The organism is Micromonospora sp. NPDC049359 (assembly GCF_044466585.1).
Lineage (GTDB): Bacteria > Actinomycetota > Actinomycetes > Mycobacteriales > Micromonosporaceae > Micromonospora.
Map to the genome: position 1 here is coordinate 15,582 of NZ_JBITMW010000002.1, position 17,703 is coordinate 33,284.

The 17,703-nt window shown below is 72.8% G+C and carries 19 protein-coding genes and 1 riboswitch; of the genes, 5 read left to right on the forward strand and 14 right to left on the reverse strand.

Translation table 11 applies throughout. From position 1 onward, the window contains the following. Positions 1-429: 429 nt before the first annotated feature. From ACIBTX_RS06315 to ACIBTX_RS06325, 3 genes are all read right to left on the reverse strand, one after another. Complete coding sequence (locus ACIBTX_RS06315) at positions 430-903, reverse strand: PH domain-containing protein (RefSeq protein WP_357133387.1); 474 nt, start codon at positions 901-903, stop codon at positions 430-432. A gap of 144 nt (positions 904-1,047) precedes the next feature. Further along, complete coding sequence (gene hisG, locus ACIBTX_RS06320) at positions 1,048-1,893, reverse strand: ATP phosphoribosyltransferase (RefSeq protein ID WP_396832143.1); 846 nt, start codon at positions 1,891-1,893, stop codon at positions 1,048-1,050. Positions 1,894-1,938: 45 nt separating this feature from the next. Next, positions 1,939-2,202 carry a phosphoribosyl-ATP diphosphatase gene (locus ACIBTX_RS06325; RefSeq protein ID WP_089016570.1) on the reverse strand — a complete coding sequence of 88 codons (264 nt, stop codon included), beginning with the start codon at positions 2,200-2,202 and terminating at the stop codon, positions 1,939-1,941. Positions 2,203-2,335: 133 nt separating this feature from the next. Here ACIBTX_RS06325 and ACIBTX_RS06330 point away from each other — a divergent pair, with 133 nt between their 5' ends. Genes ACIBTX_RS06330 through ACIBTX_RS06340 form a run of 3 tightly spaced genes read left to right on the forward strand, consistent with a single transcriptional unit; the run spans position 2,336 to position 4,811 of the window. Then, positions 2,336-3,196 (forward strand): ABC transporter substrate-binding protein, encoded by an 861-nt coding sequence (locus tag ACIBTX_RS06330; protein ID WP_357133391.1) that lies wholly within the window; start codon positions 2,336-2,338, stop codon positions 3,194-3,196. Next, positions 3,193-4,065: an amino acid ABC transporter permease gene (locus ACIBTX_RS06335; RefSeq protein ID WP_357133393.1), complete on the forward strand. Its 873-nt coding sequence runs from the start codon at positions 3,193-3,195 to the stop codon at positions 4,063-4,065. The genes ACIBTX_RS06330 and ACIBTX_RS06335 overlap by 4 nt, the downstream gene beginning before the upstream one ends. Positions 4,066-4,067: 2 nt before the next feature. Beyond that, entirely contained in the window at positions 4,068-4,811 is a 744-nt protein-coding gene (locus ACIBTX_RS06340; protein ID WP_396832144.1) for an amino acid ABC transporter ATP-binding protein, read from the forward strand. A 114-nt stretch (positions 4,812-4,925) separates the two neighbouring features. Here the strand turns inward: ACIBTX_RS06340 and ribH are convergent, their stop codons facing one another. The 7 genes from ribH to rpe all read right to left on the reverse strand — a co-directional run bounded on the left by ribH (position 4,926) and on the right by rpe (position 11,258). Continuing rightward, a complete protein-coding gene (gene ribH / locus ACIBTX_RS06345; protein WP_396832269.1) occupies positions 4,926-5,426 on the reverse strand; it encodes a 6,7-dimethyl-8-ribityllumazine synthase in 501 nt (166 codons plus the stop codon). Between the two features lie 2 nt (positions 5,427-5,428). Further along, positions 5,429-6,691 (reverse strand): bifunctional 3,4-dihydroxy-2-butanone-4-phosphate synthase/GTP cyclohydrolase II, encoded by a 1,263-nt coding sequence (locus ACIBTX_RS06350; protein ID WP_357133397.1) that lies wholly within the window; start codon positions 6,689-6,691, stop codon positions 5,429-5,431. A 151-nt stretch (positions 6,692-6,842) separates the two neighbouring features. Then, positions 6,843-7,532, reverse strand: a complete 690-nt coding sequence (pnuC, locus tag ACIBTX_RS06355) for a nicotinamide riboside transporter PnuC (RefSeq protein WP_357133399.1) — start codon at positions 7,530-7,532, stop codon at positions 6,843-6,845. Beyond that, positions 7,532-8,149: a riboflavin synthase gene (locus ACIBTX_RS06360; protein WP_396832145.1), complete on the reverse strand. Its 618-nt coding sequence runs from the start codon at positions 8,147-8,149 to the stop codon at positions 7,532-7,534. The genes pnuC and ACIBTX_RS06360 overlap by 1 nt, the downstream gene beginning before the upstream one ends. Before the next feature lies 1 nt (position 8,150). After that, positions 8,151-9,212 carry a bifunctional diaminohydroxyphosphoribosylaminopyrimidine deaminase/5-amino-6-(5-phosphoribosylamino)uracil reductase RibD gene (gene ribD, locus ACIBTX_RS06365; protein WP_357397348.1) on the reverse strand — a complete coding sequence of 354 codons (1,062 nt, stop codon included), beginning with the start codon at positions 9,210-9,212 and terminating at the stop codon, positions 8,151-8,153. A gap of 158 nt (positions 9,213-9,370) precedes the next feature. Further along, a riboswitch (FMN riboswitch) is annotated at positions 9,371-9,541 on the reverse strand. Between the two features lie 78 nt (positions 9,542-9,619). Next, positions 9,620-10,576, reverse strand: a complete 957-nt coding sequence (locus ACIBTX_RS06370) for a response regulator (protein ID WP_357133405.1) — start codon at positions 10,574-10,576, stop codon at positions 9,620-9,622. 1 nt (position 10,577) lies between these two features. After that, a complete protein-coding gene (gene rpe / locus ACIBTX_RS06375; protein ID WP_357397351.1) occupies positions 10,578-11,258 on the reverse strand; it encodes a ribulose-phosphate 3-epimerase in 681 nt (226 codons plus the stop codon). Positions 11,259-11,512: 254 nt separating this feature from the next. Between rpe and ACIBTX_RS06380 the strand changes: the two genes are divergently transcribed. Both ACIBTX_RS06380 and ACIBTX_RS06385 read left to right on the forward strand, forming a co-directional pair. Beyond that, a complete protein-coding gene (locus ACIBTX_RS06380) occupies positions 11,513-12,403 on the forward strand; it encodes a septum formation family protein (RefSeq protein ID WP_396832147.1) in 891 nt (296 codons plus the stop codon). A gap of 84 nt (positions 12,404-12,487) precedes the next feature. After that, positions 12,488-13,378, forward strand: coding sequence for a septum formation family protein (locus ACIBTX_RS06385; RefSeq protein ID WP_357133412.1), 891 nt, complete (start codon positions 12,488-12,490; stop codon positions 13,376-13,378). An 87-nt stretch (positions 13,379-13,465) separates the two neighbouring features. Here the strand turns inward: ACIBTX_RS06385 and ACIBTX_RS06390 are convergent, their stop codons facing one another. From ACIBTX_RS06390 to ACIBTX_RS06405, 4 genes are read right to left on the reverse strand one after another with little or no spacing between them, the layout of a single operon-like run. Further along, the gene (locus tag ACIBTX_RS06390) at positions 13,466-14,944 is read right to left on the reverse strand and encodes an RsmB/NOP family class I SAM-dependent RNA methyltransferase (RefSeq protein WP_396832270.1); all 1,479 of its coding nucleotides are present in this window, start codon (positions 14,942-14,944) and stop codon (positions 13,466-13,468) included. Next, positions 14,899-15,825, reverse strand: a complete 927-nt coding sequence (gene fmt, locus ACIBTX_RS06395) for a methionyl-tRNA formyltransferase (protein ID WP_357175969.1) — start codon at positions 15,823-15,825, stop codon at positions 14,899-14,901. The genes ACIBTX_RS06390 and fmt overlap by 46 nt, the downstream gene beginning before the upstream one ends. A gap of 5 nt (positions 15,826-15,830) precedes the next feature. Beyond that, on the reverse strand, positions 15,831-16,388 hold the full coding sequence (def, locus tag ACIBTX_RS06400; RefSeq protein WP_355243190.1) for a peptide deformylase: 558 nt from the start codon (positions 16,386-16,388) through the stop codon (positions 15,831-15,833). A gap of 45 nt (positions 16,389-16,433) precedes the next feature. Further along, on the reverse strand, positions 16,434-17,702 hold the full coding sequence (locus ACIBTX_RS06405) for a cytochrome P450 (protein ID WP_357133419.1): 1,269 nt from the start codon (positions 17,700-17,702) through the stop codon (positions 16,434-16,436). Position 17,703: the final 1 nt, after the last annotated feature.

Below are 17,703 nucleotides of genomic sequence, written 5' to 3' on the forward strand. Positions count from 1 at the left end.
GCTCGACCGGTCGGCACGATCACAGGATCGCGCATCCGGGACCGGGACATGCCCGGAACCGGTGACCGGACCCGGCCACCGTAGCGGCGACTCGGGTGGGAGCAGGCGCTCCGCTTTCGAGGCTGTCTGCTCGCATGCGGAGACAGCCTGGTCGACTCGACAACACTACACCGCCGCCCCGCCCACCCCCAAACCGGACACCCCGGCTGGCGCAGGCACCGTCCGGCGCGCGCGGGGCGCGGGGCGCGGGGCGCGGGGCGCGGGGCGCGGGGTGCGGGGTGATCAAGAGGTTTGCGTCACGACACGCCGTGCCCCGTGACGCAAACCTCTTGATCACCGCGCTGAGTCAGCTTCGCGCTGGCGTGGGAGGCGTGGGGGGCGTCGGGGGGCAGGGCGGGAGTGCCGTGGCTTGCGTGCGGGGTGGGTGGTTCAGGTGCCGACGGCGCGTTCCGCCAAGCGGGTCAGGTGGGCTTCGTGCAGCCGGCGCAGGGCGCGCACGCCGTCGACGGCCAACTCCTTGTCGGCCGCCTGGAGCGCGATCAACGGCAGCAGGTCGTCGTCGTGCAGTTCCAGGCTGGCCCAGGGCGCCCCGCGATCGAAGCGGACACCCCGGACGACCTCCCAGGGCAGCTCGTAGGAGCTGATCACGTTACGCACCCGGATGCGCCGCTCGTCCGCTTCGATGCGCGGGCGGGTGAACAGCAGGAAGCCCAGTGCCCCGAAGATGCCGAGGCCGATCATGGCGATCTGGTCACCGCGCTGGAAGCTGCCGTACCCGTCGCCGGTCGGCCCGCTCAGCGAGGTGGCGACCAGGGCGAACACCACCACCAGCACGATCGCCGCGGACCAGCACACCACCCGGATGCGGCGGGGCTTGAGGCGGACCAGCTCGGTGTCACTCACTCCCCCAGTCTGCCACTCACGTCCGCCCCACCCGCGCATCACCCGCCGAGGCGCCGCCCGTGATCCACCCGAGGTCAGCGAAGTGGGGGTGACCCGCGCGAGCGGACACCCCCACTTCCGCGATCTCGGGTGGATCAATACCCGTCAGAGGCGGCAGGCGTGGATGTTGGTGACCAGGATGGCGCGGGCACCCAGGTCGTACAGCTCGTCCATGATCCGGTGCACGTCGTCGCTGAGCACCATGGCCTGCACGGCCACCCAGCCCTCGCGGTGCAACGGCGAGACCGTGGGCGACTCGATGCCGGGGGTCAACCCGCTGGCCCGGTCCAGCAGACCGGCCGGCACGTCGTAGGCGAGCATCACGTAACGCCGGGCCACCAGCACGCCGTGCAGGCGACGGAGGAGCTGCTCGGCCTGCGTGTGGGCCGGCGCGCCGGCACGTCGCACCAGCACCGCCGACGATCGCAGCAGCGGCTCGCCGAACACGACGAGGCCCGCCTGACGCAGCGTCGCTCCGGTCTCCACCACGTCCGCGATCACGTCGGCCACCCCGAGGCGTACGGCGTTCTCCACGGCGCCGTCGAGGCGGATCACCTCGGCCTTGACGCCCGCCTCATCGAGGTGCCGCTCCACCAGCCCCGGGTACGCGGTGGCGATCTTGTGCCCGCCCAACTCCTGGACGGAGTCGATGTCGTCCGGGCGGGCGGCGAACCGGAAGGTGGCCCGCCCGAAGGCGAGGTCGACGACCTCCTCGGCGGGCGCGGCCGAGTCGATCAGCAGGTCACGGCCGGTGATGCCGAGGTCGAGATCACCGGAGCCGACGTAGGTGGCGATGTCCTTGGGACGCAGGTAGAAGAATTCGACGTCGTTGGCCTCGTCCCGGCAGACGAGGTCCTTGGGATCGGTGCGCTGGCGGTAGCCCGCCTCGCGCAGCATCTGGGCGGCCGGATCGGCCAGGGTGCCCTTGTTGGGGATGGCGACACGCAGCATGACGGAGTGCTCCTTCGATCGGGTCTGATCAACGACGGGGCGCACTCACAGATGTCGGTAGACGTCCTTGAGCTCGAGACCGCTGGCGAGCATCAGCACCTGGACCTGGTAGAGCAGTTGGGAGATCTCCTCGGCGGTGCGCTGCGGCCCCTCGTGCTCGGCGGCCATCCACGACTCGGCCGCCTCCTCGACGACCTTCTTGCCGATGAAGTGCACGCCCTTGTCCAGAGCGGCGACGGTGCCCGAGCCCGGGGTGCCGGCGGCGGCCTTGGCCTGCAGCTCGGCGAACAACTCCTCGAACGTCTTCACGGGGAACGATTCTTCCAGCCGCCGGGCCACCACCGGACGTCCGGGTCCGGCCGAACCCAGCAGGCGGACAATTCCCTATCGTCCCGGTGGGAAGATCTTCGATCGATGGCCGTGGAGCTTTACGCTGTCCGCCATGGCCAGCCGCTCACGTCTTCTCGCGCTCACCCTCGTCGGCGCCGTCGTCGGCGCCGTCACCGCCTGCGCGCCGCAGGACGAACCGACCCCCACCGTCACCGCCGCGCCGTCCTGCGTCAAGGACAGCCTGCCCACCCGTACGCCGGGCAAGCTCACCATCGCCACCGACCAGCCGGCGTACGAGCCGTGGTTCCGGCAGGACAAGCCGGAGAACGGCGAGGGCTTCGAGGCCGCCGTCGCGTACGCCGTGGCCGAGAAGCTGGGCTACGCGCGGGCGGACGTCGCCTGGACGCGGGTGAAGTTCGACACCGCGATCGCGCCCGGGGAGAAGACCTTCGACTTCGACATCAACCAGTTCTCGGTCACCGACGAGCGCAAGCAGGCGGTGGACTTCTCCGCGCCGTACTACCTGGTGCGGCAGACGGTCATCGCGCTCAAGTCGTCGAAGATCGCCGGCAAGAAGACCGTGGCCGACCTGAAGGGCGCCAAGCTCGGGGCCCAGGTAGGCACGACCAGCTACCAGGCGATCACCGACGTCATCAAGCCCACCGCGAAGCCGCAGGTCTACAACAGCAACGACGACGCCAAGAAGGCCCTGCAGAACGGGCAGATCGACGGTCTCGTGGTGGACCTGCCGACGGCCTTCTACATCACCGGCGCGGAGGTCACCGACGCGGTGATCGTCGGCCAGCTGCCACGGGTCGGCGTGCCGGAGGTGTTCGGGCTGCTGCTGGACAAGAACTCGCCGCTGACCCGCTGTGTGAGCGGAGCCGTCGGTCAGCTCAGCGAGGCCGGCACGCTCAAGGAGCTGGAGCAGAAGTGGCTCGCGCAGGTGGCGGGCGCGGCCGAGCTGACGTGACGCCGCGGGAAACCACCCCCGCCCTAGCGCCACGGGAGCACACCCCCTCGCCGGCCCAGGCGCGGCGAACGGCGTACCGGCGGCGACAGACCGTCTACAGCGTGCTGGTCGCGGCCTCCTCCACGGCGGCGCTCGGCACGTTGCTGGTCGTCGCGGTGACCGGCGCGCCGGGCTGGGACCGGGTACGGGAGTCGTTCCTGGACCCGAAGATCGCCGCCGACGCGCTGCCGACCGTGCTGGACGGGCTCTGGCTCAACGTACGGCTGCTGGTCTGCTGCGCGGCCGGCGCGCTGCTGTTGGGGCTGGTGATCGCCGTGCTGCGGACGCTGCGCGGCCCGATCTTCTTTCCGGTACGGGCGCTGGCCGCCGGCTACACGTACACGTTCCGGGGCCTACCACTGATCATCGTGCTCTACCTGCTCACCCTCGGCGTACCCGGGCTGCGGCTGCGGGGCATGCCGTCGGTGCTGGTGCTGGGCGGGCTGGCGCTGGTGCTCACCTACGGCGGCTACCTCGCCGAGGTGTTCCGGGCCGGCATCGAGTCGGTGCACCCCAGCCAACTCGCGGCGGCCCGGTCGCTGGGCCTGACCTACCGGCAGACGATGCGGCACGTGGTGCTGCCGCAGGCGGTCCGCCGGGTGGCGCCACCGCTGCTCAACGACGTGGTGGCCCTGCAGAAGGACGTCGGGCTGGTCTCGCTCGCCGGCCCGATCGACGCGGTCCGGGCCGCCCAGATCGCCACCGCCCAGACGTTCAACTACACGCCGTACATCGTGGCGGGCGTGCTGTTCGTGCTGCTCGCGATCCCGCTGATCGCGGTCACCGACTGGGTGACGCTGCGCTCGGCCCGCCGCCAGTCGGGAGGCTGACCATGACGCTGCTGCGCTGCCGGGGGCTGCGCAAGGAGTTCGCCGGCCACGTCGTGCTGGACGGGCTCGACCTGACGGTCGCCGAGCACCGGGTGGTGGCGCTGATCGGGGCGTCCGGGTCGGGCAAGTCCACGCTCCTGCGGTGCGTGAACCTCCTCGACGAGTTGGACGACGGGACGATCGAGCTGGACGGGGAGGACATCTCCGACCCTCGGGTTGACGCCGACCGGGTACGCCGGCGGATCGGCATGGTGTTCCAGGCGTACAACCTGTTTCCGCACCTGAGCGTGCTGGACAACATCACCCTCGCACCCCGGCGCGTACACCGGCGGGCCCGCGCGGACGCCGAGGCCCAGGCCCGCGACCTGCTCGACCGGGTGGGTCTGGGCGCGAAGGCGCACGCCTTTCCGGACGCCCTCTCCGGCGGGCAGCAGCAGCGGGTGGCGATCGTCCGGGCGTTGGCGAACTCGCCCCGGCTGATGCTGCTCGACGAGGTCACCTCGGCGCTGGACCCGGAACTCGTCGGCGAGGTGCTGACGATGATCCGGGACCTGAAGGCCGACGGGATGACCATGGTGCTGGCCACCCACGAGATGGGCTTCGCCCGGGAGGTCGCCGACGAGGTGTGCTTCCTCGACGCGGGGCGCGTCGTCGAGAGCGGCCCGCCGGAGCAGGTGCTCGGCGAGCCGACGCAGCCCCGTACCCGGCAGTTTCTGCGCCGGATCATCGAGGCCGGCCGGCTCTGAGACAGGCCGGCCGCCGCCGAGAACCCGGCCGCCACCGGAGATAGGCTGGCCGCCGCCGAGAACCCGGCCGCCGCCGGAGACAGGCCGGCCGCCACCGGAGACAGGCCGAGCGGGTCAGCCGGCGAAGCCGACCCGCTGCGCGTTGCCCGCCGCGACGGTACGCACGGCCAGCGCGGCGTCGAGCGCCGCGACGGTCGCCGCCCAGCCCTTGTCCTCCGCCGAGCCGGGCAGGCCGGCCCGGTCCCGGGCCTGCTCGATGGTCTCCACGGCGAGCACACCGTGGGCGACCGGCTTGCCCTCGTCCAGCGCCACCCGGGTCAGCCCGTCGGTGACCGATCGGCACACGTAGTCGAAGTGGGCGGTCGCGCCGCGGACGACCACGCCGAGCGCGACCACCACGTCGCAGCGGCGGGCGAGGGCCTGCGCGACGACGGGCAGCTCGACCGAGCCGGCGACGCGGGCGACCACGGATCGCGCGCCGCACGCCTCGGCGGCGGCGACCGCGCGCTCCAGCATGTGGTCGGTCAGGTCGCCGTGCCAGCGCGCGGCCACCACGCCGACGGTCAGCCCCGCGGCGTCCACCGCGTCGACTCCCGGCTCACCGAATCCCGCCATCGTCATGCTCCGATCTCGTCGTTGGCGACCGGACGCCCCAGCGGCGCCTCGGACACCTCGTCCAACTCGTCCAGCAGGTGACCCATCCGGTCCCGCTTGGTGCGCAGGTAGCGCAGGTTCTCCGGGTGCGCGCCGGCCGGCAGGCTCTCCCGGCCGGTGATAGTGAGCCCGTAACCCTCCAGCCCGGCCCGCTTGGCCGGGTTGTTGGTGAGCAGTCGCATCGAGCGCACGCCCAGGTCGTAGAGGATCTGCGCGCCGGTGCCGTAGTCGCGGGCGTCGGCCGGCAGGCCCAGGTCGAGGTTGGCGTCGACGGTGTCGCGGCCCTGGTCCTGCAACTGGTACGCCTGGAGCTTGTGCAGCAGCCCGATGCCGCGTCCTTCGTGGCCGCGCACGTAGAGCACCACGCCCCGGCCCTCACGGGCGACCCGGGCCAGCGCGGCGTCCAACTGCGGCCCGCAGTCGCAGCGCAGCGAGCCGAACACGTCCCCGGTCAGGCACTCGGAGTGCACCCGGACCAGCACGTCCTGGCCGTCGCCGAGGTCTCCGATGACCATGGCCACGTGCTCGGCCGGGTCGTGCTCGGCGCGGTAACCCAGCGCGCGGAACACCCCGTGCCGGGTGGGCATCCGAGCCTCGGCCACCTGCTCGACCTGCTTCTCGGTCCGCCGCCGGTAGGCGATCAGGTCGGCGATGGTGATCAGCACGAGGCCGTGTTCGGCGGCGAACTTCTCCAGGTCCGGCAACCGCATCATGGTGCCGTCGTCGTTGACCAGCTCGCAGAGCACGCCCGCCGGACGCAGCCCGGCGAGCCGGGTCAGGTCGATCGCCGCCTCGGTGTGGCCGGGCCGGCGCAGCACCCCGCCCTCGCGGGCGCGCAGCGGCACCACGTGCCCGGGACGCGCCAGGTCCGTCGGGTCGGTGGCCGCGTCGGCGAGCAGTCGGATGGTGTGCGCGCGGTCGGCCGCCGAGATGCCGGTGCTGACCCCCTCCCGGGCGTCGACGGTCACCGTGTACGCGGTGCCGCGCCGGTCCTGGTTGGTGTGGTGCATGGGCGGCAGGTCGAGGCGGTCGGCCTCGCTCTCGGTCAACGGCACGCAGACGTACCCCGAGGTGTAGCGCACCATGAACGCCATCAGCTCCGGCGTGGCCAGCTCGGCCGCGAAGATCAGGTCGCCCTCGTTCTCCCGGTCGGCGTCGTCGACCACGACGACCGGCCGTCCGGCCGCGATCTCGGCGATCGCCTGCTCGATGTCGGCGAAGCTCATGCCGCCACTCCGCTTCGCCGAACGGTCCGAGCCCCGGCCGGGTCGGTCTGGCCCGGCACGGCCACGCGGCCTCGGCCGGGGGTCGGACTGTGAGCAGTGGCGTCATGAGGCACCATGGCGCTTGACCTGATGATTCGCTCGCTTTGCTCGCTCATGCGACGGCCTCCGTGTAGGTGGGTGGGAGCGCGGCGGCCGGGCGGGTGGCGCGCGACGTGTGCCACCAGGCGGCGAAGCCCCAGGCGCAGAGGGCGCCGTAGATCAGGTACATGGCCGCCGACGGGTAGAACCCGCCGCGCAGCAGCAGCGGCACGCCGACGGCGTCCACCGCGATCCACACCAGCCAGAACTCGACCCAGCCGCGGGCCATGCCGTAGGTGGCGAGCAGACTGCCGGTGAGGATCCAGGCGTCCGGCAGCGGACCCCAGGAGCCCAACGCCTTGAGCAGCGGGTACGCCGCGGCGGTGCCGACGACGGCGGCCAGCAGCAGGGCGAGCCGTTCCCGCCCGGTGGCCCACCGTGGCAGCACCGCGGCGTGCTGGGCGTCGGCCCGACGGTTGCGCTGCCAGCGCCACCAGCCGTAGACGCTCACCGCGAAGAAGAAGACCTGCCGGCCGGCCTGCCCGTACAGGTCGTGGGCCTGCGGGGTGGCGAACACGCCGCCGAGGAAGACGGTGAACAGCAGCGCGTTCCCGATCATGCCGACCGGCCAGGCCCAGACCAGCCGGCGCAGCCCGAGCAGCGCCGAGATCAGGCCGAACGCGTTGCCGACGATCTCCCGGACCAGCACCGGCGAGCCGGCCACCTGCACCTGGGCGTCGAGGAGCCAGCCGAGGGCGCCCATCAGGCCACCTCGTCGGTCTCGGCGAGCCGACTGCCCAGCAGCCGCTCGACGTACTTGGCCACCACGTCGACCTCGAGGTTGACCGGGTCACCGACGCCCTTCGCGCCGAGGGTGGTCAGCTTGAGGGTGGTCGGAATGAGCCCGACGGCGAACTCGTCGACGCCGACGGCTGCCACGGTCAGCGACACGCCGTCGATCGTGATCGAGCCCTTCTCCACCACGTACCGCGACAGGTCGGCGGGGAGCCGGAACCGCACGGTCTCCCACTGCTCGGCCGGTTCGCGCGAGATCATCTCGCCGACACCGTCGACGTGCCCCTGCACGAGGTGCCCACCGAGGCGGCTGCCCAGCGCGGCGGCCCGTTCCAGGTTGACCGGGTCGCCCGCGTGCAGCGCGCCCAGCGCGGAGCGGCGCAGGGTTTCGCCCATGACGTCGGCGGTGAAGACGCCGTCGGCCGCGTCCACGACGGTCAGGCAGACACCGTTGACGGCGATGGAATCACCGTGCCGGGCGTCGGAGGTGACGAGCGGGCCCCGCACGGCGATCAGCGCGGAATCACCCGCCGTGGCCGTGACGCGCACGATCTCGCCCAATTCCTCGACAATGCCGGTGAACATGTCAGCCCTCCCTCTTTCGGGGCAAAGCGGTGATCCGGAGATCCGGACCGACCTGCGTAACGTCGACGAGCTCCAGATCGATGGCCTCAGCGATGGTCGTCACTCCCGCGTCGACCAGGGCGGTGGGGCCGGCGCCGAGCAGCCGCGGCGCGACGTACCCGACGATCTTGTCCACCAGGCCGGCGGCCAGGAACGCGCCGGCCAGCCGGGGCCCACCCTCCAGCAGCACGGCGCGGACGCCGCGCTGGTGCAGCGCCGCGAGCAGCGCCGGCAGGTCGACCCGGCCGTCCTTGCCCGCGCCGACCTCGGCGGCGGTCGCGATCCACGTCCGCGCGGCGCCGTCGCGGACCCGGGCGTCCACCGGGGTACGTCCCGAGCTGTCCACCACGACCCGCAGCGGCTGCCGGATGGCCAGGCTGCCGTCGCGCAGGTTGCGGGCGGTCAGGCGCGGATCGTCGGCGAGCACGGTGCCCACCCCGGCGATGACCGCGTCGACAGTGCCGCGCAGCGCGTGCACGTCGATCCGGGCCGCCTCCGAGGTGATCCACATGCTGGTGCCGTCCGCGGCGGCGGACCGGCCGTCGAGGGTGGCGGCGTACTTCCAGATGACGTACGGCCAGCCCCGGCGCATCGAGGTCAGCCAGGCCACGTTGCCGGCCTCGGCCTCCTCGCCGCGTACTCCCAGGTCCACCTGGACGCCGGCGGAGCGCAACGTGGCGGCGCCGCCGGTGGCCACCGGATTCGGGTCCGGTACGGCGATGACCACCCGGCCCACGCCGGCCTGGACCAGCGCGGTGCTGCAGGGGCCGGTGCGGCCGGTGTGGTCACACGGTTCCAGAGTGACGACCGCGGTGCCGCCCTTGGCCCGCCGGCCGGCCTGGGCCAGCGCGACGATCTCGGCGTGCGGTCCGCCCGCGTACGCGTGGAAGCCCTCGCCCACGACCTGGCCGTCCGCGTCGAGCAGCACGCACCCGACCACCGGGTTGGGGCTGGTGGTGCCCAGCCCGCGCGCCGCCAGCTCGATCGCACGCCGCATCGCCTCGTCGACGGAGACGCTGGCCATCGCCCTGTCCTGCCCTCTCACTCGCCTCATCGCGCGGGCGGTCAGGGAGGCGGTATGGACCGCGGGCAGGCGGCGGCGGATTCCGGGTACGGCACAGCCGCCCCGGGTGGGCGGCACGGCACGCTGAAGCCAGCGGCCGGCTCGGACCCGTCCGTCCCGCGCGCTGTCTCCCATCCGGACTGTCTGGGCGCGGACGAGCCGCACCCAACCGTCGGCCCCGGATTTTCACCAGGTCCACCGGGCGGCAGAGCCGTCCGGGTCGCGGGCTGACCACGGTTGGACCGTGGATCACCGCCGGTTCGGAATTTCACCGAGTCCCGCCAGCGCGTGGTGGGTACTTCGCAGTCTTACACGCCGAACCCGGCGTGTCGTTATTCAGGCGAGCTACTTCACAGCGGGATCACGCGTCAGGTGACGCCGCGCCGCCGGTCCACGGCGACATACGACCCCGGTTGGCTCTTGGCGACCGTCTTCATCTCCGAGGCCACCGCGATGGCCTCGAGCGGGTCGGTGAACCGCTTGCCGGCGTCGGACAGCGAGACGCCGATCGAGAGCGTGACCAGGGCCGCCCGGCGGATGTTGCCGCGCCGGTCCTTCAGCTCGACGAAGCCGCGCTCACGGTCGGTCGCGTCGTAGAGCGTGTCGGCGGACTTCTCGAAGTCGACCACCGCCCGGGAGGTGAGCGGGCGGACCTGGTCGGGCGCGCAGACGATCACGAAGTCGTCGCCGCCGACGTGGCCGAGGAAGGCCGGCGGCAGCCCCACCGCCACCACGGCCCGGTGCAGGCTGCGGGCCAGGGCGGAGATGAAGTCGTCGCCCCGGACGAAGCCGTACCGGTCGTTGACGCTCTTGAACCGGTCGATGTCGATGTAGCCGACCGCGTAGTCCACCCCCTGCCGGACCCGGTCGCTGATCTCCCGCCGGATGCGACTGTTGCCGGGCAGTCCGGTGAGCGGGGACACCTCCCGGAACTCCTTGTTGCGCCGCAGCGTCGAGGAGACCCGGGCCACCAGCTCGGCGGTGTCGAACGGTTTGACCAGGTAGTCGTCCGCGCCCGCGCTGAGCCCGTGGACCTTGTCCACGGTCATCCCCTTGGCCGTCAGCATGATCACCGGCAGGGCGGAGGTCATCGGGTCGGCGCGCAGCCGCCGGGTCAGCTCCAGCCCGTCGATGCGGGGCATCATGAGGTCGACCACGGCGAGATCCGGCCGCTGGCGCTCGATGACCTCCAGGGCCTCCTGACCATCGCTGGCGTGGATCACCTCGAAGCCGTGCAACCGCAGGTTGAACTCGACGAACCGGGCGATGTCCTCGTCGTCGTCGACGACGAGGATGACGTCCTTGCGGTCGACCTCGGGCTCCATCTCAGGCCTCGGGCGCCGCGCGTTCCGCCAGCGCCCGCAGGTGCCGTACCGCCTCCGCCGGGTCGGCGGCGCCGTAGACGGCGGTGCCGGCCACGAACGCGTCGGCGCCGGCCGCGGCCGCCTGCTCGATGGTGTCGGCGGCGATCCCGCCGTCCACCTCGATGCGCAGCTCCAGGTGCCCGGCGTTCACGTGCCGACGGGCGGCGCGGACCTTGTCCAGCAACTGCGGGATGAACCGCTGCCCGCCGAAGCCCGCCTTGATCGTCATGATCAACAGGGTGTCGAAGCTGGGCAGCAGGTCCAGGTACGGCTCGATCGGGGTGTCCCGGTCGATGGCCAGTCCAGCCTTAGCGCCGGCCGAACGCAGGTCCTTGGCCAGGGCCACCGGGTCGTCGGCCGCCTCGACGTGGAACGTGACGTTGTACGCCCCGGCGTCGGCGTACCCCGGGGCCCACCGACGCGGGTCGGAGATCATCAGATGCACGTCGAACGGCATCGTGGTGGCGGCCCGCAGGCTCTGCACCACGGGCAGCCCGATGGTCAGGTTGGGCACGAAATGGCTGTCCATCACGTCCACGTGCAACCAGTCCGCGGCGTCCTCGACGGCACGGACCTCTTCGGCGAGGCGAGCGAAATCGGCGGCCAGGATGCTCGGCGCGACGATTGGCGGCGGTACGGTCACGGGGCCAGTGTACGAACGCGGCCACCCGCCGCCCGCAGCACGGCACCAACTCCGACACGCTGTGATCCACCAGTGACCAGTAGTGCAGAATAAACCGGTCCGGATCCTCGAATCCGGACGAACAGACATCAGTGGCTGGCCGATCGACCCAAACGCGACGACACTCCAAGCGGGACGGTGCCGTAGGCTGCACGCCCGCCGGGGTCGCGCCACGGGGCGCGGCGACCGGTCGCCAGCTCCCGGGAGGGCGGACGATGCGACGGTGGCTTGCAGCGCTGGCGCTGGTCGGCGTCACGACGATGCTGCTGTCCGGCTGCGCGCCGGCACGCGGCGCGGACGGTGATCTCACCGACGACTGGCCGGAGTTGCGGGTTCCCCGACCGTTCACCCCGGCCACCGACACCTGCCTGCCCAGGATCACCGCGGTCGTGCAGGCCAGCACGTACGAGACCGTCGACTGCGCCCGCAGCCACCTCGCCGAGGCGATCCACGTCGGCACGTTCACCGGCCCGGCCGCGCGGGCCGGTGCCCGGCCGGGCCCGGGTTCGACCGCGCTGCGCGCGGCCCGCGCCGAGTGCGACCAGCGGGCCCGGGACGTGCTCGGCGGTGACTGGCACACGGCCCGGCTCACCCTGACGCTCTCGCTGCCCACGGCGCCGGCGTGGACCGGCGGCGCACGCTGGTTCCGCTGCGATCTCAGCGAGACCGACAGCATCGACAACACCCGCCCGGTGAACCGCGTCGGCAGCCTGCGTGGCGCGCTGATCGGCGACAGCCCGCTGACCCACCGCTGTTTCGACCCCAAGCTGATCGGCGACAACCTCAACTACATGGCCCCGGTGCTCTGCACCGAGCCGCACCGCGCCGAGTTCGTCGGCGTCTACGAGGAGAAGGACCTGAGCTGGGCGGCCTTCACCCGCTCCGGCGAGGAGGCGCACCGGCGCTGCATGGCGCTGATCGCCGCGTACGTGGCCGTGCCCAACAACAGCGAACTGCCGTACCGGGCCGGGTCCATCTACTACCCACCGTCGCAACGGGAGTGGGAGGAGGGCGACCGCGGGGTGCGCTGTTTCCTGTGGAGCGACGACCGGAAACTCACCCGTTCGATGCGCGGCGCCGGCCCCGAGGGACTACCCGCGATCTGACCTACGGTGCCGTATGCTGCTGCGCCGTGGCGTTACCGGCCGGCTGGAGGTCGACCGGAGGTCACCGGCGGCGGGAGGTCGAAGATGCGACGGTGGTTGACGGCGATTGCCGGAGGCGCGGCGGTGGCCCTGGCCCTCACCGGCTGTGGCACGCCCACCGGAGTTGACCGGAACCTCACCGACGACTGGCCGGCGCCCGTGGCGGCGCAGCAGTTCGTTCCCGCGGCCGGTGTCTGCCACCACTCCTTTCAGCAGGTCGGGTTCCTCAGCGGCTACAACCCGATGGAGTGCAGCGAGGCGCACCGGGTGGAGACGATCCACGTCGGCACGCTCACCGGTCCCGGCGCGGAGCGCGGCACCACCCCACCCCCGGGCTCCGAGGGCATGCGGGCCGCACAGGCCGGCTGCGAGAAGGAGGTCACCAAGGCGGTCGGCGGCGACTGGCGCTCCGGACGCCTGGGACTGACCGTCGTGCTGCCGTCGGCGCCCGCCTGGGCCGGCGGCGCCCGCTGGTACCGCTGCGACGTCACCGAGATCGCCAGCATCGACGACACCGCCGTCGACCTGCGCACCGGCAGTCTGCGGGGCGCGCTGGCCGGCGCGGCCCCGCTGGCCTACCGCTGCTTCAACCCGAAGCTGGTCAAGGACGACATCGAGGCGATGGTGCCGGTGTCCTGCACGGCGAAGCACCACGCCGAGTTCGTCGGGATCTGGCGTGCCCCGGACATCAGCTACGCGGAGTTCAACCGCACCACCAAGCGCACCCACCGCGCGTGCCAGTCGGTCACCGCCAAGTACGCCAAGGTGCCGGACGACTCCAAGCTCGACTTCCGCGCCGGGACGATCTACTACCAGCCGTACGAGCAGGAGTGGAAGAACGGCAACCGTGGGGTGCAGTGCTTCCTGTGGATCAGCGACCGGAACCTGACCCGCTCGATGCGCAACGCCGGCAACAAGGGCCTCCCCATCACCTGACCCCCCTCTCGCTGAGCTGAAAGGAAGGGCCCCTTGTTAACGCCTGGCGTATAACAAGGGGCCCTTCCTTTCACTTAGCGGGGCGGCTCAGCCTCGGCGCAGGACGGCGAGGAACATCGCGTCGGTGCCGTGCCGGTGCGGCCACAGCTGCACGGTGGGGCCGTCACCCAGGCCGGGCATGCCGGCCGGCAGCAACGGTCGGGCGTCGACGAAGTCCACCGCCACGCCGCTGCGACGGGCCGCCTCGGTGACCGTCACGTGGGTCTCCACCGTGTGCGGCGAGCAGGTCACGTAGGCGACCAACCCGCCCGGCCGGACCGCCCGCAGCGCCGCGCCCAGCAGCTCGCGTTGCAGCCGGGTCAGCGGCGGCAGGTCCGACGGCTGCCGCCGCCAGCGCGACTCGGGACGCCGGCGCAGCGAGCCCAGCCCGGTGCACGGCGCGTCCACCAGCACCCGGTCGAAGTGGCCCTCCGGCAGCTTCGGGTCCGCGCCGACCTCACGACCGTCCATCGCGAGCACGGTCACCGGCAGGCCCCGGGTCGCCTGGGACACCAGCCGGGCCCGGTGCTCGGCCACCTCCACGGCGGTCAGGCGGGCGCCCCGCTGCGCGGCCAGCGCGCCGAGCAACCCGGCCTTTCCGCCGGGACCGGCGCACAGGTCCAACCAGCGCCCGTCCGGGCCGTCCAGCGGCGCGTCGGCGAGCGCGGCGGCCACCAGTTGGGAGCCCTCGTCCTGGACGTGGGCGCGGCCGTCGACCACCGCCGCCACGTCGCCCGGGGCGCCGCCGGGCAGATAGACGGCGTACGGGGAGAAAGCGCCGGGCGCCCCGCCGACCGCGTCGGCCAGCTCGACCGGATCGATCAACCCGGGTCGGGCGCACAGGTGCACCGGGGGACGCTCGTTGTCCTCGATCAGGAGTCGGGCCGTCTCGCCCAGGTCGCCGCCGAGCGTCTCGGAGAAGGCCCGCACGATCCACTGCGGGTGGCTGTAGGCCAGCGCCAGGTGCCCGACCGGGTCGGTCTCGATCGGCGGCGCGAGTTTGGCCACCCACCCGTCGATGTCACGGGTCGACACCTCGCGCAGCACCGCGTTGGCGAACCCGGCCGCGCCCGGCGCGACCGAGCGGACCAGGTCCACGGTCGACGACACGGCCGCGTGCGGGGGCACCCGCGTGTGCAGGAGCTGGTACGCCCCGATCCGCAGCGCGTCGCGTGCCGGCGGGTCGATCCGGGCCACGTCCCGGCCGGCCGCGTCGCTGAGGATCGCGTCCAGCGTGCCCAGGTGACGCAGCGTGCCGTAGGTCAGCTCGGTGGCGAAGGCCGCGTCGCGGCCGTACAGCCCCTCCTCGCGCAGGATGGTGGGCAGCACCAGGTTGGCGAAGGCGTCGTCGCGGTGCACGGCGGCGAGCGCCTCGTACGCCGCGCGGCGCGGCCGGTCCAGCGGCGGTCGCGCCGGCCGGCGGTCGCCACCGCGGCCGGTCGACGGACCGCCCCGGTATGGACGCGTCCCCTCCGGGGCCGTCACGCGAGTCCCTCGCCGGCGCTGACGCGGACGCCGCGCGCCCAGTCGGTAGCCGCCATGGCCCGCTTGCCCGCGGCGCGGACCTCGCCGAGGCGCACCGGCCCGGTGGCCGTGCCGGCCAGCACGCGGGTCTTCTCCACCAGCAACTCCCCCGGTTTCAGGTCCGGGCCGTCGGCCACCGTCACGACCGGGCCGAGCTTCACCCGCTCGTCGCGGAAGGTCGTCCACGCGCCGGGCGCCGGCGTGCAGGCGCGGATGCGCCGGTCCACCGCGAAGGCCGGGTCGCCCCAGCGGACCCGGGCGTCCTCCACGGTCAGCTTCGGCGCGAGGGACACCCCGTCGGCCGGCTGCGGCTCGGCGCGGGCGGTGCCGTCGGCGATCGCGTCGAGCACCGCCACGAGCAGCCCCGCGCCACTGTCGGCGAGGCGTTCCAGCAGGTCGCCGGAGGTGTCGCCGGGACGGATCTCGTCGGTCAGGGTGCCGTAGACGGGCCCGGTGTCCAGGCCCTGCTCCAACTCGAAGACGCTGGCCCCGGTCAGCTCGTCGCCGTGCAGCACGGCGTGCTGTACGGGTGCGGCACCCCGCCAGGCCGGCAGCAGCGAGAAGTGCAGGTTGATCCAACCGTGGCGGGGGATCTCCAGCGCGGACGGCGGCACCAGCGCGCCGTAGGCCACCACCGGCACACAGTCCGGGGAGAGCGCGCGCAGCCGGTCGAGGAACTCCGGGTCGCGGGGTCGGGCCGGCGTGAGCACCTCCACGCCGTGCTCGTCGGCCCAGACGCCGACCGGGGAGCGGGACAGGCCCCTCCCCCGTCCGGCGGGCGCGTCGGGTCGGGTGACGACGGCGACCAGTTCGTGCTGGGAGGCCGCGACGGCGGCCAGGGCCGGTACGGCCACCGCCGGAGTGCCGGCGAAGATCACGCGCATCCGGGTCACCGACCCAGACCGAAGGGGTCGCTGATGTGCGGGCTCAGCTTGACCGTGGGCGGGGCCGAACCGTCGTACCACTCGGCCTGGCGGATCGCCTTCATGGCCTCCTTGCGCCCCTGCGCGTCCAGTCGGTCCAGGAAGAGCACCCCGTCGAGGTGGTCGGTCTCGTGCTGCACGCAGCGCGCCATCAGGCCGCTGCCGACGATCTGCATCGGGTCGCCGAACGAGCTGAAGCCCTTGGCGACGACGTTCTGCCGACGCTTGGTGTCGAAGTAGAGCCCGGGGATCGACAGGCAGCCCTCCGGGCCGTCCTGCTCCTCCTCGTCGGGGAACTCCAGCACCGGGTTGATCAGGTGCCCGAGCACGTCGTCGACGTCGAAGGTGAACACCCGCAGGCTCACGCCGAGCTGCGGCGCGGCCAGACCGGCGCCGTTCTGCTCCCGCATCGTGTCGGTGAGGTCGGCGACGAGCCGACGTAGCTCGGCGTCGAAGTTGACCACCGGATCGGCCGGCGTGCGCAGCACCGGATCCCCAAAAAGACGGATGGGCTGGACGGTCACGCGGGACGGCTCCTTCGTCGGACGGGCGAGCGGTGCCGTACCAGTCTACGGAGTGCCCGGCAGCGCTCCGGCCGGCGTACCTCGATCGGCCGGGGCCGGTGTGCCCAGCGTCACCAGCAGGCTCTCGTAGCCGCGCAGGGTCAGCCGGGTCCGGTGCCGGGGCGGCTCGGCCAGTGCCAGCTCGGGCAACCGGCGCAGCAGCAGCGGGAACGCCAGCTGCGCCTCCAGCCGGGCAAGGCCGGCGCCGAGGCAGTAATGCGGACCGGCACCGAAGGACAGCGGGTGCGCCTGCTCACGGGTGGGGTCGAAACGCTCCGGGTCGGTGAAGCGGCGGGGGTCGCGGTTGGCCGCGCCGAGCAGCAGCAGCGCCGTGCTGCCGGCCGGCAGGTCGAGCCCGCCGCAGCGCACCGGCGCCGCGCTGGTCCGGGTGGTCAGCTGCACCGGGGAGTCGTAGCGCAACAGCTCCTCGACGTACGCCGGGACGAGCCCGGGGTCGGCGCGCAGCGCGTCGGCGTCGTCGGGGTGGCGCAGCAGCACGACGAGGCCGTTGCCGAGCAGATTGGTGGTGGTCTCGAAGCCGGCCACCAGCAGCACCACCAGGTTGGCCAGCAGTTCGTCGCCGGTGAGCCGCTCGCCGTCGGCGTCGTGGACCTGGACCAGCGCGGTGGTCAGGTCATCGGCCGGTTCCCGGCGCCGGGCGACGATCAGCTCGACGAAGTAGTCGCGCAGCTCGGCTGCGCCCGCGTCGGCGACTGCCAGCTCCTCGGTGGTGATCTCCGGCTCCAGCACCCCGGTCATGTCGCCGGCCCAGCGGCGGAACAGCGGTCGGTCCTGCGCCGGCACGCCGAGCAGCGCGCAGATCACCCCGACCGGGAGCGGGTACGCGAAGTCGGCGAGCACGTCGACCGGCCGGCCGTCCTCGGCGCGCTCGATCATCGCGTCGAGCAACTCCTCGGCCTGCGCCCGCACCACGTCACGCATCCCGGCGATCCGGCGCGGACTGAACACCCCGGCGGCGAGCCGACGCATCCGGCTGTGGTCGGGCGGGTTGGTCCGCAGCATGGACCGGGCGATCGACTTCATCGCCGGGCTCTGCCGCCAGTTCGGCCACACCTGGTCCCGCAGCGCGTCGTCGAGCACCACGAGCCGGGGGTCGCGCAGCAGCTCGTCGACCTCCGGGTAGCCGGTCACCACGTACAGGCCGGGCAACGCCTCGACCACCGGCCCGTGCGAGCGCAGCCGCTCGTACGTCGGGTACGGATCGACGCGTCCCTGCGGCGACATGAGCAGTGTGAGCGCCTCGGCAGCCTCCATG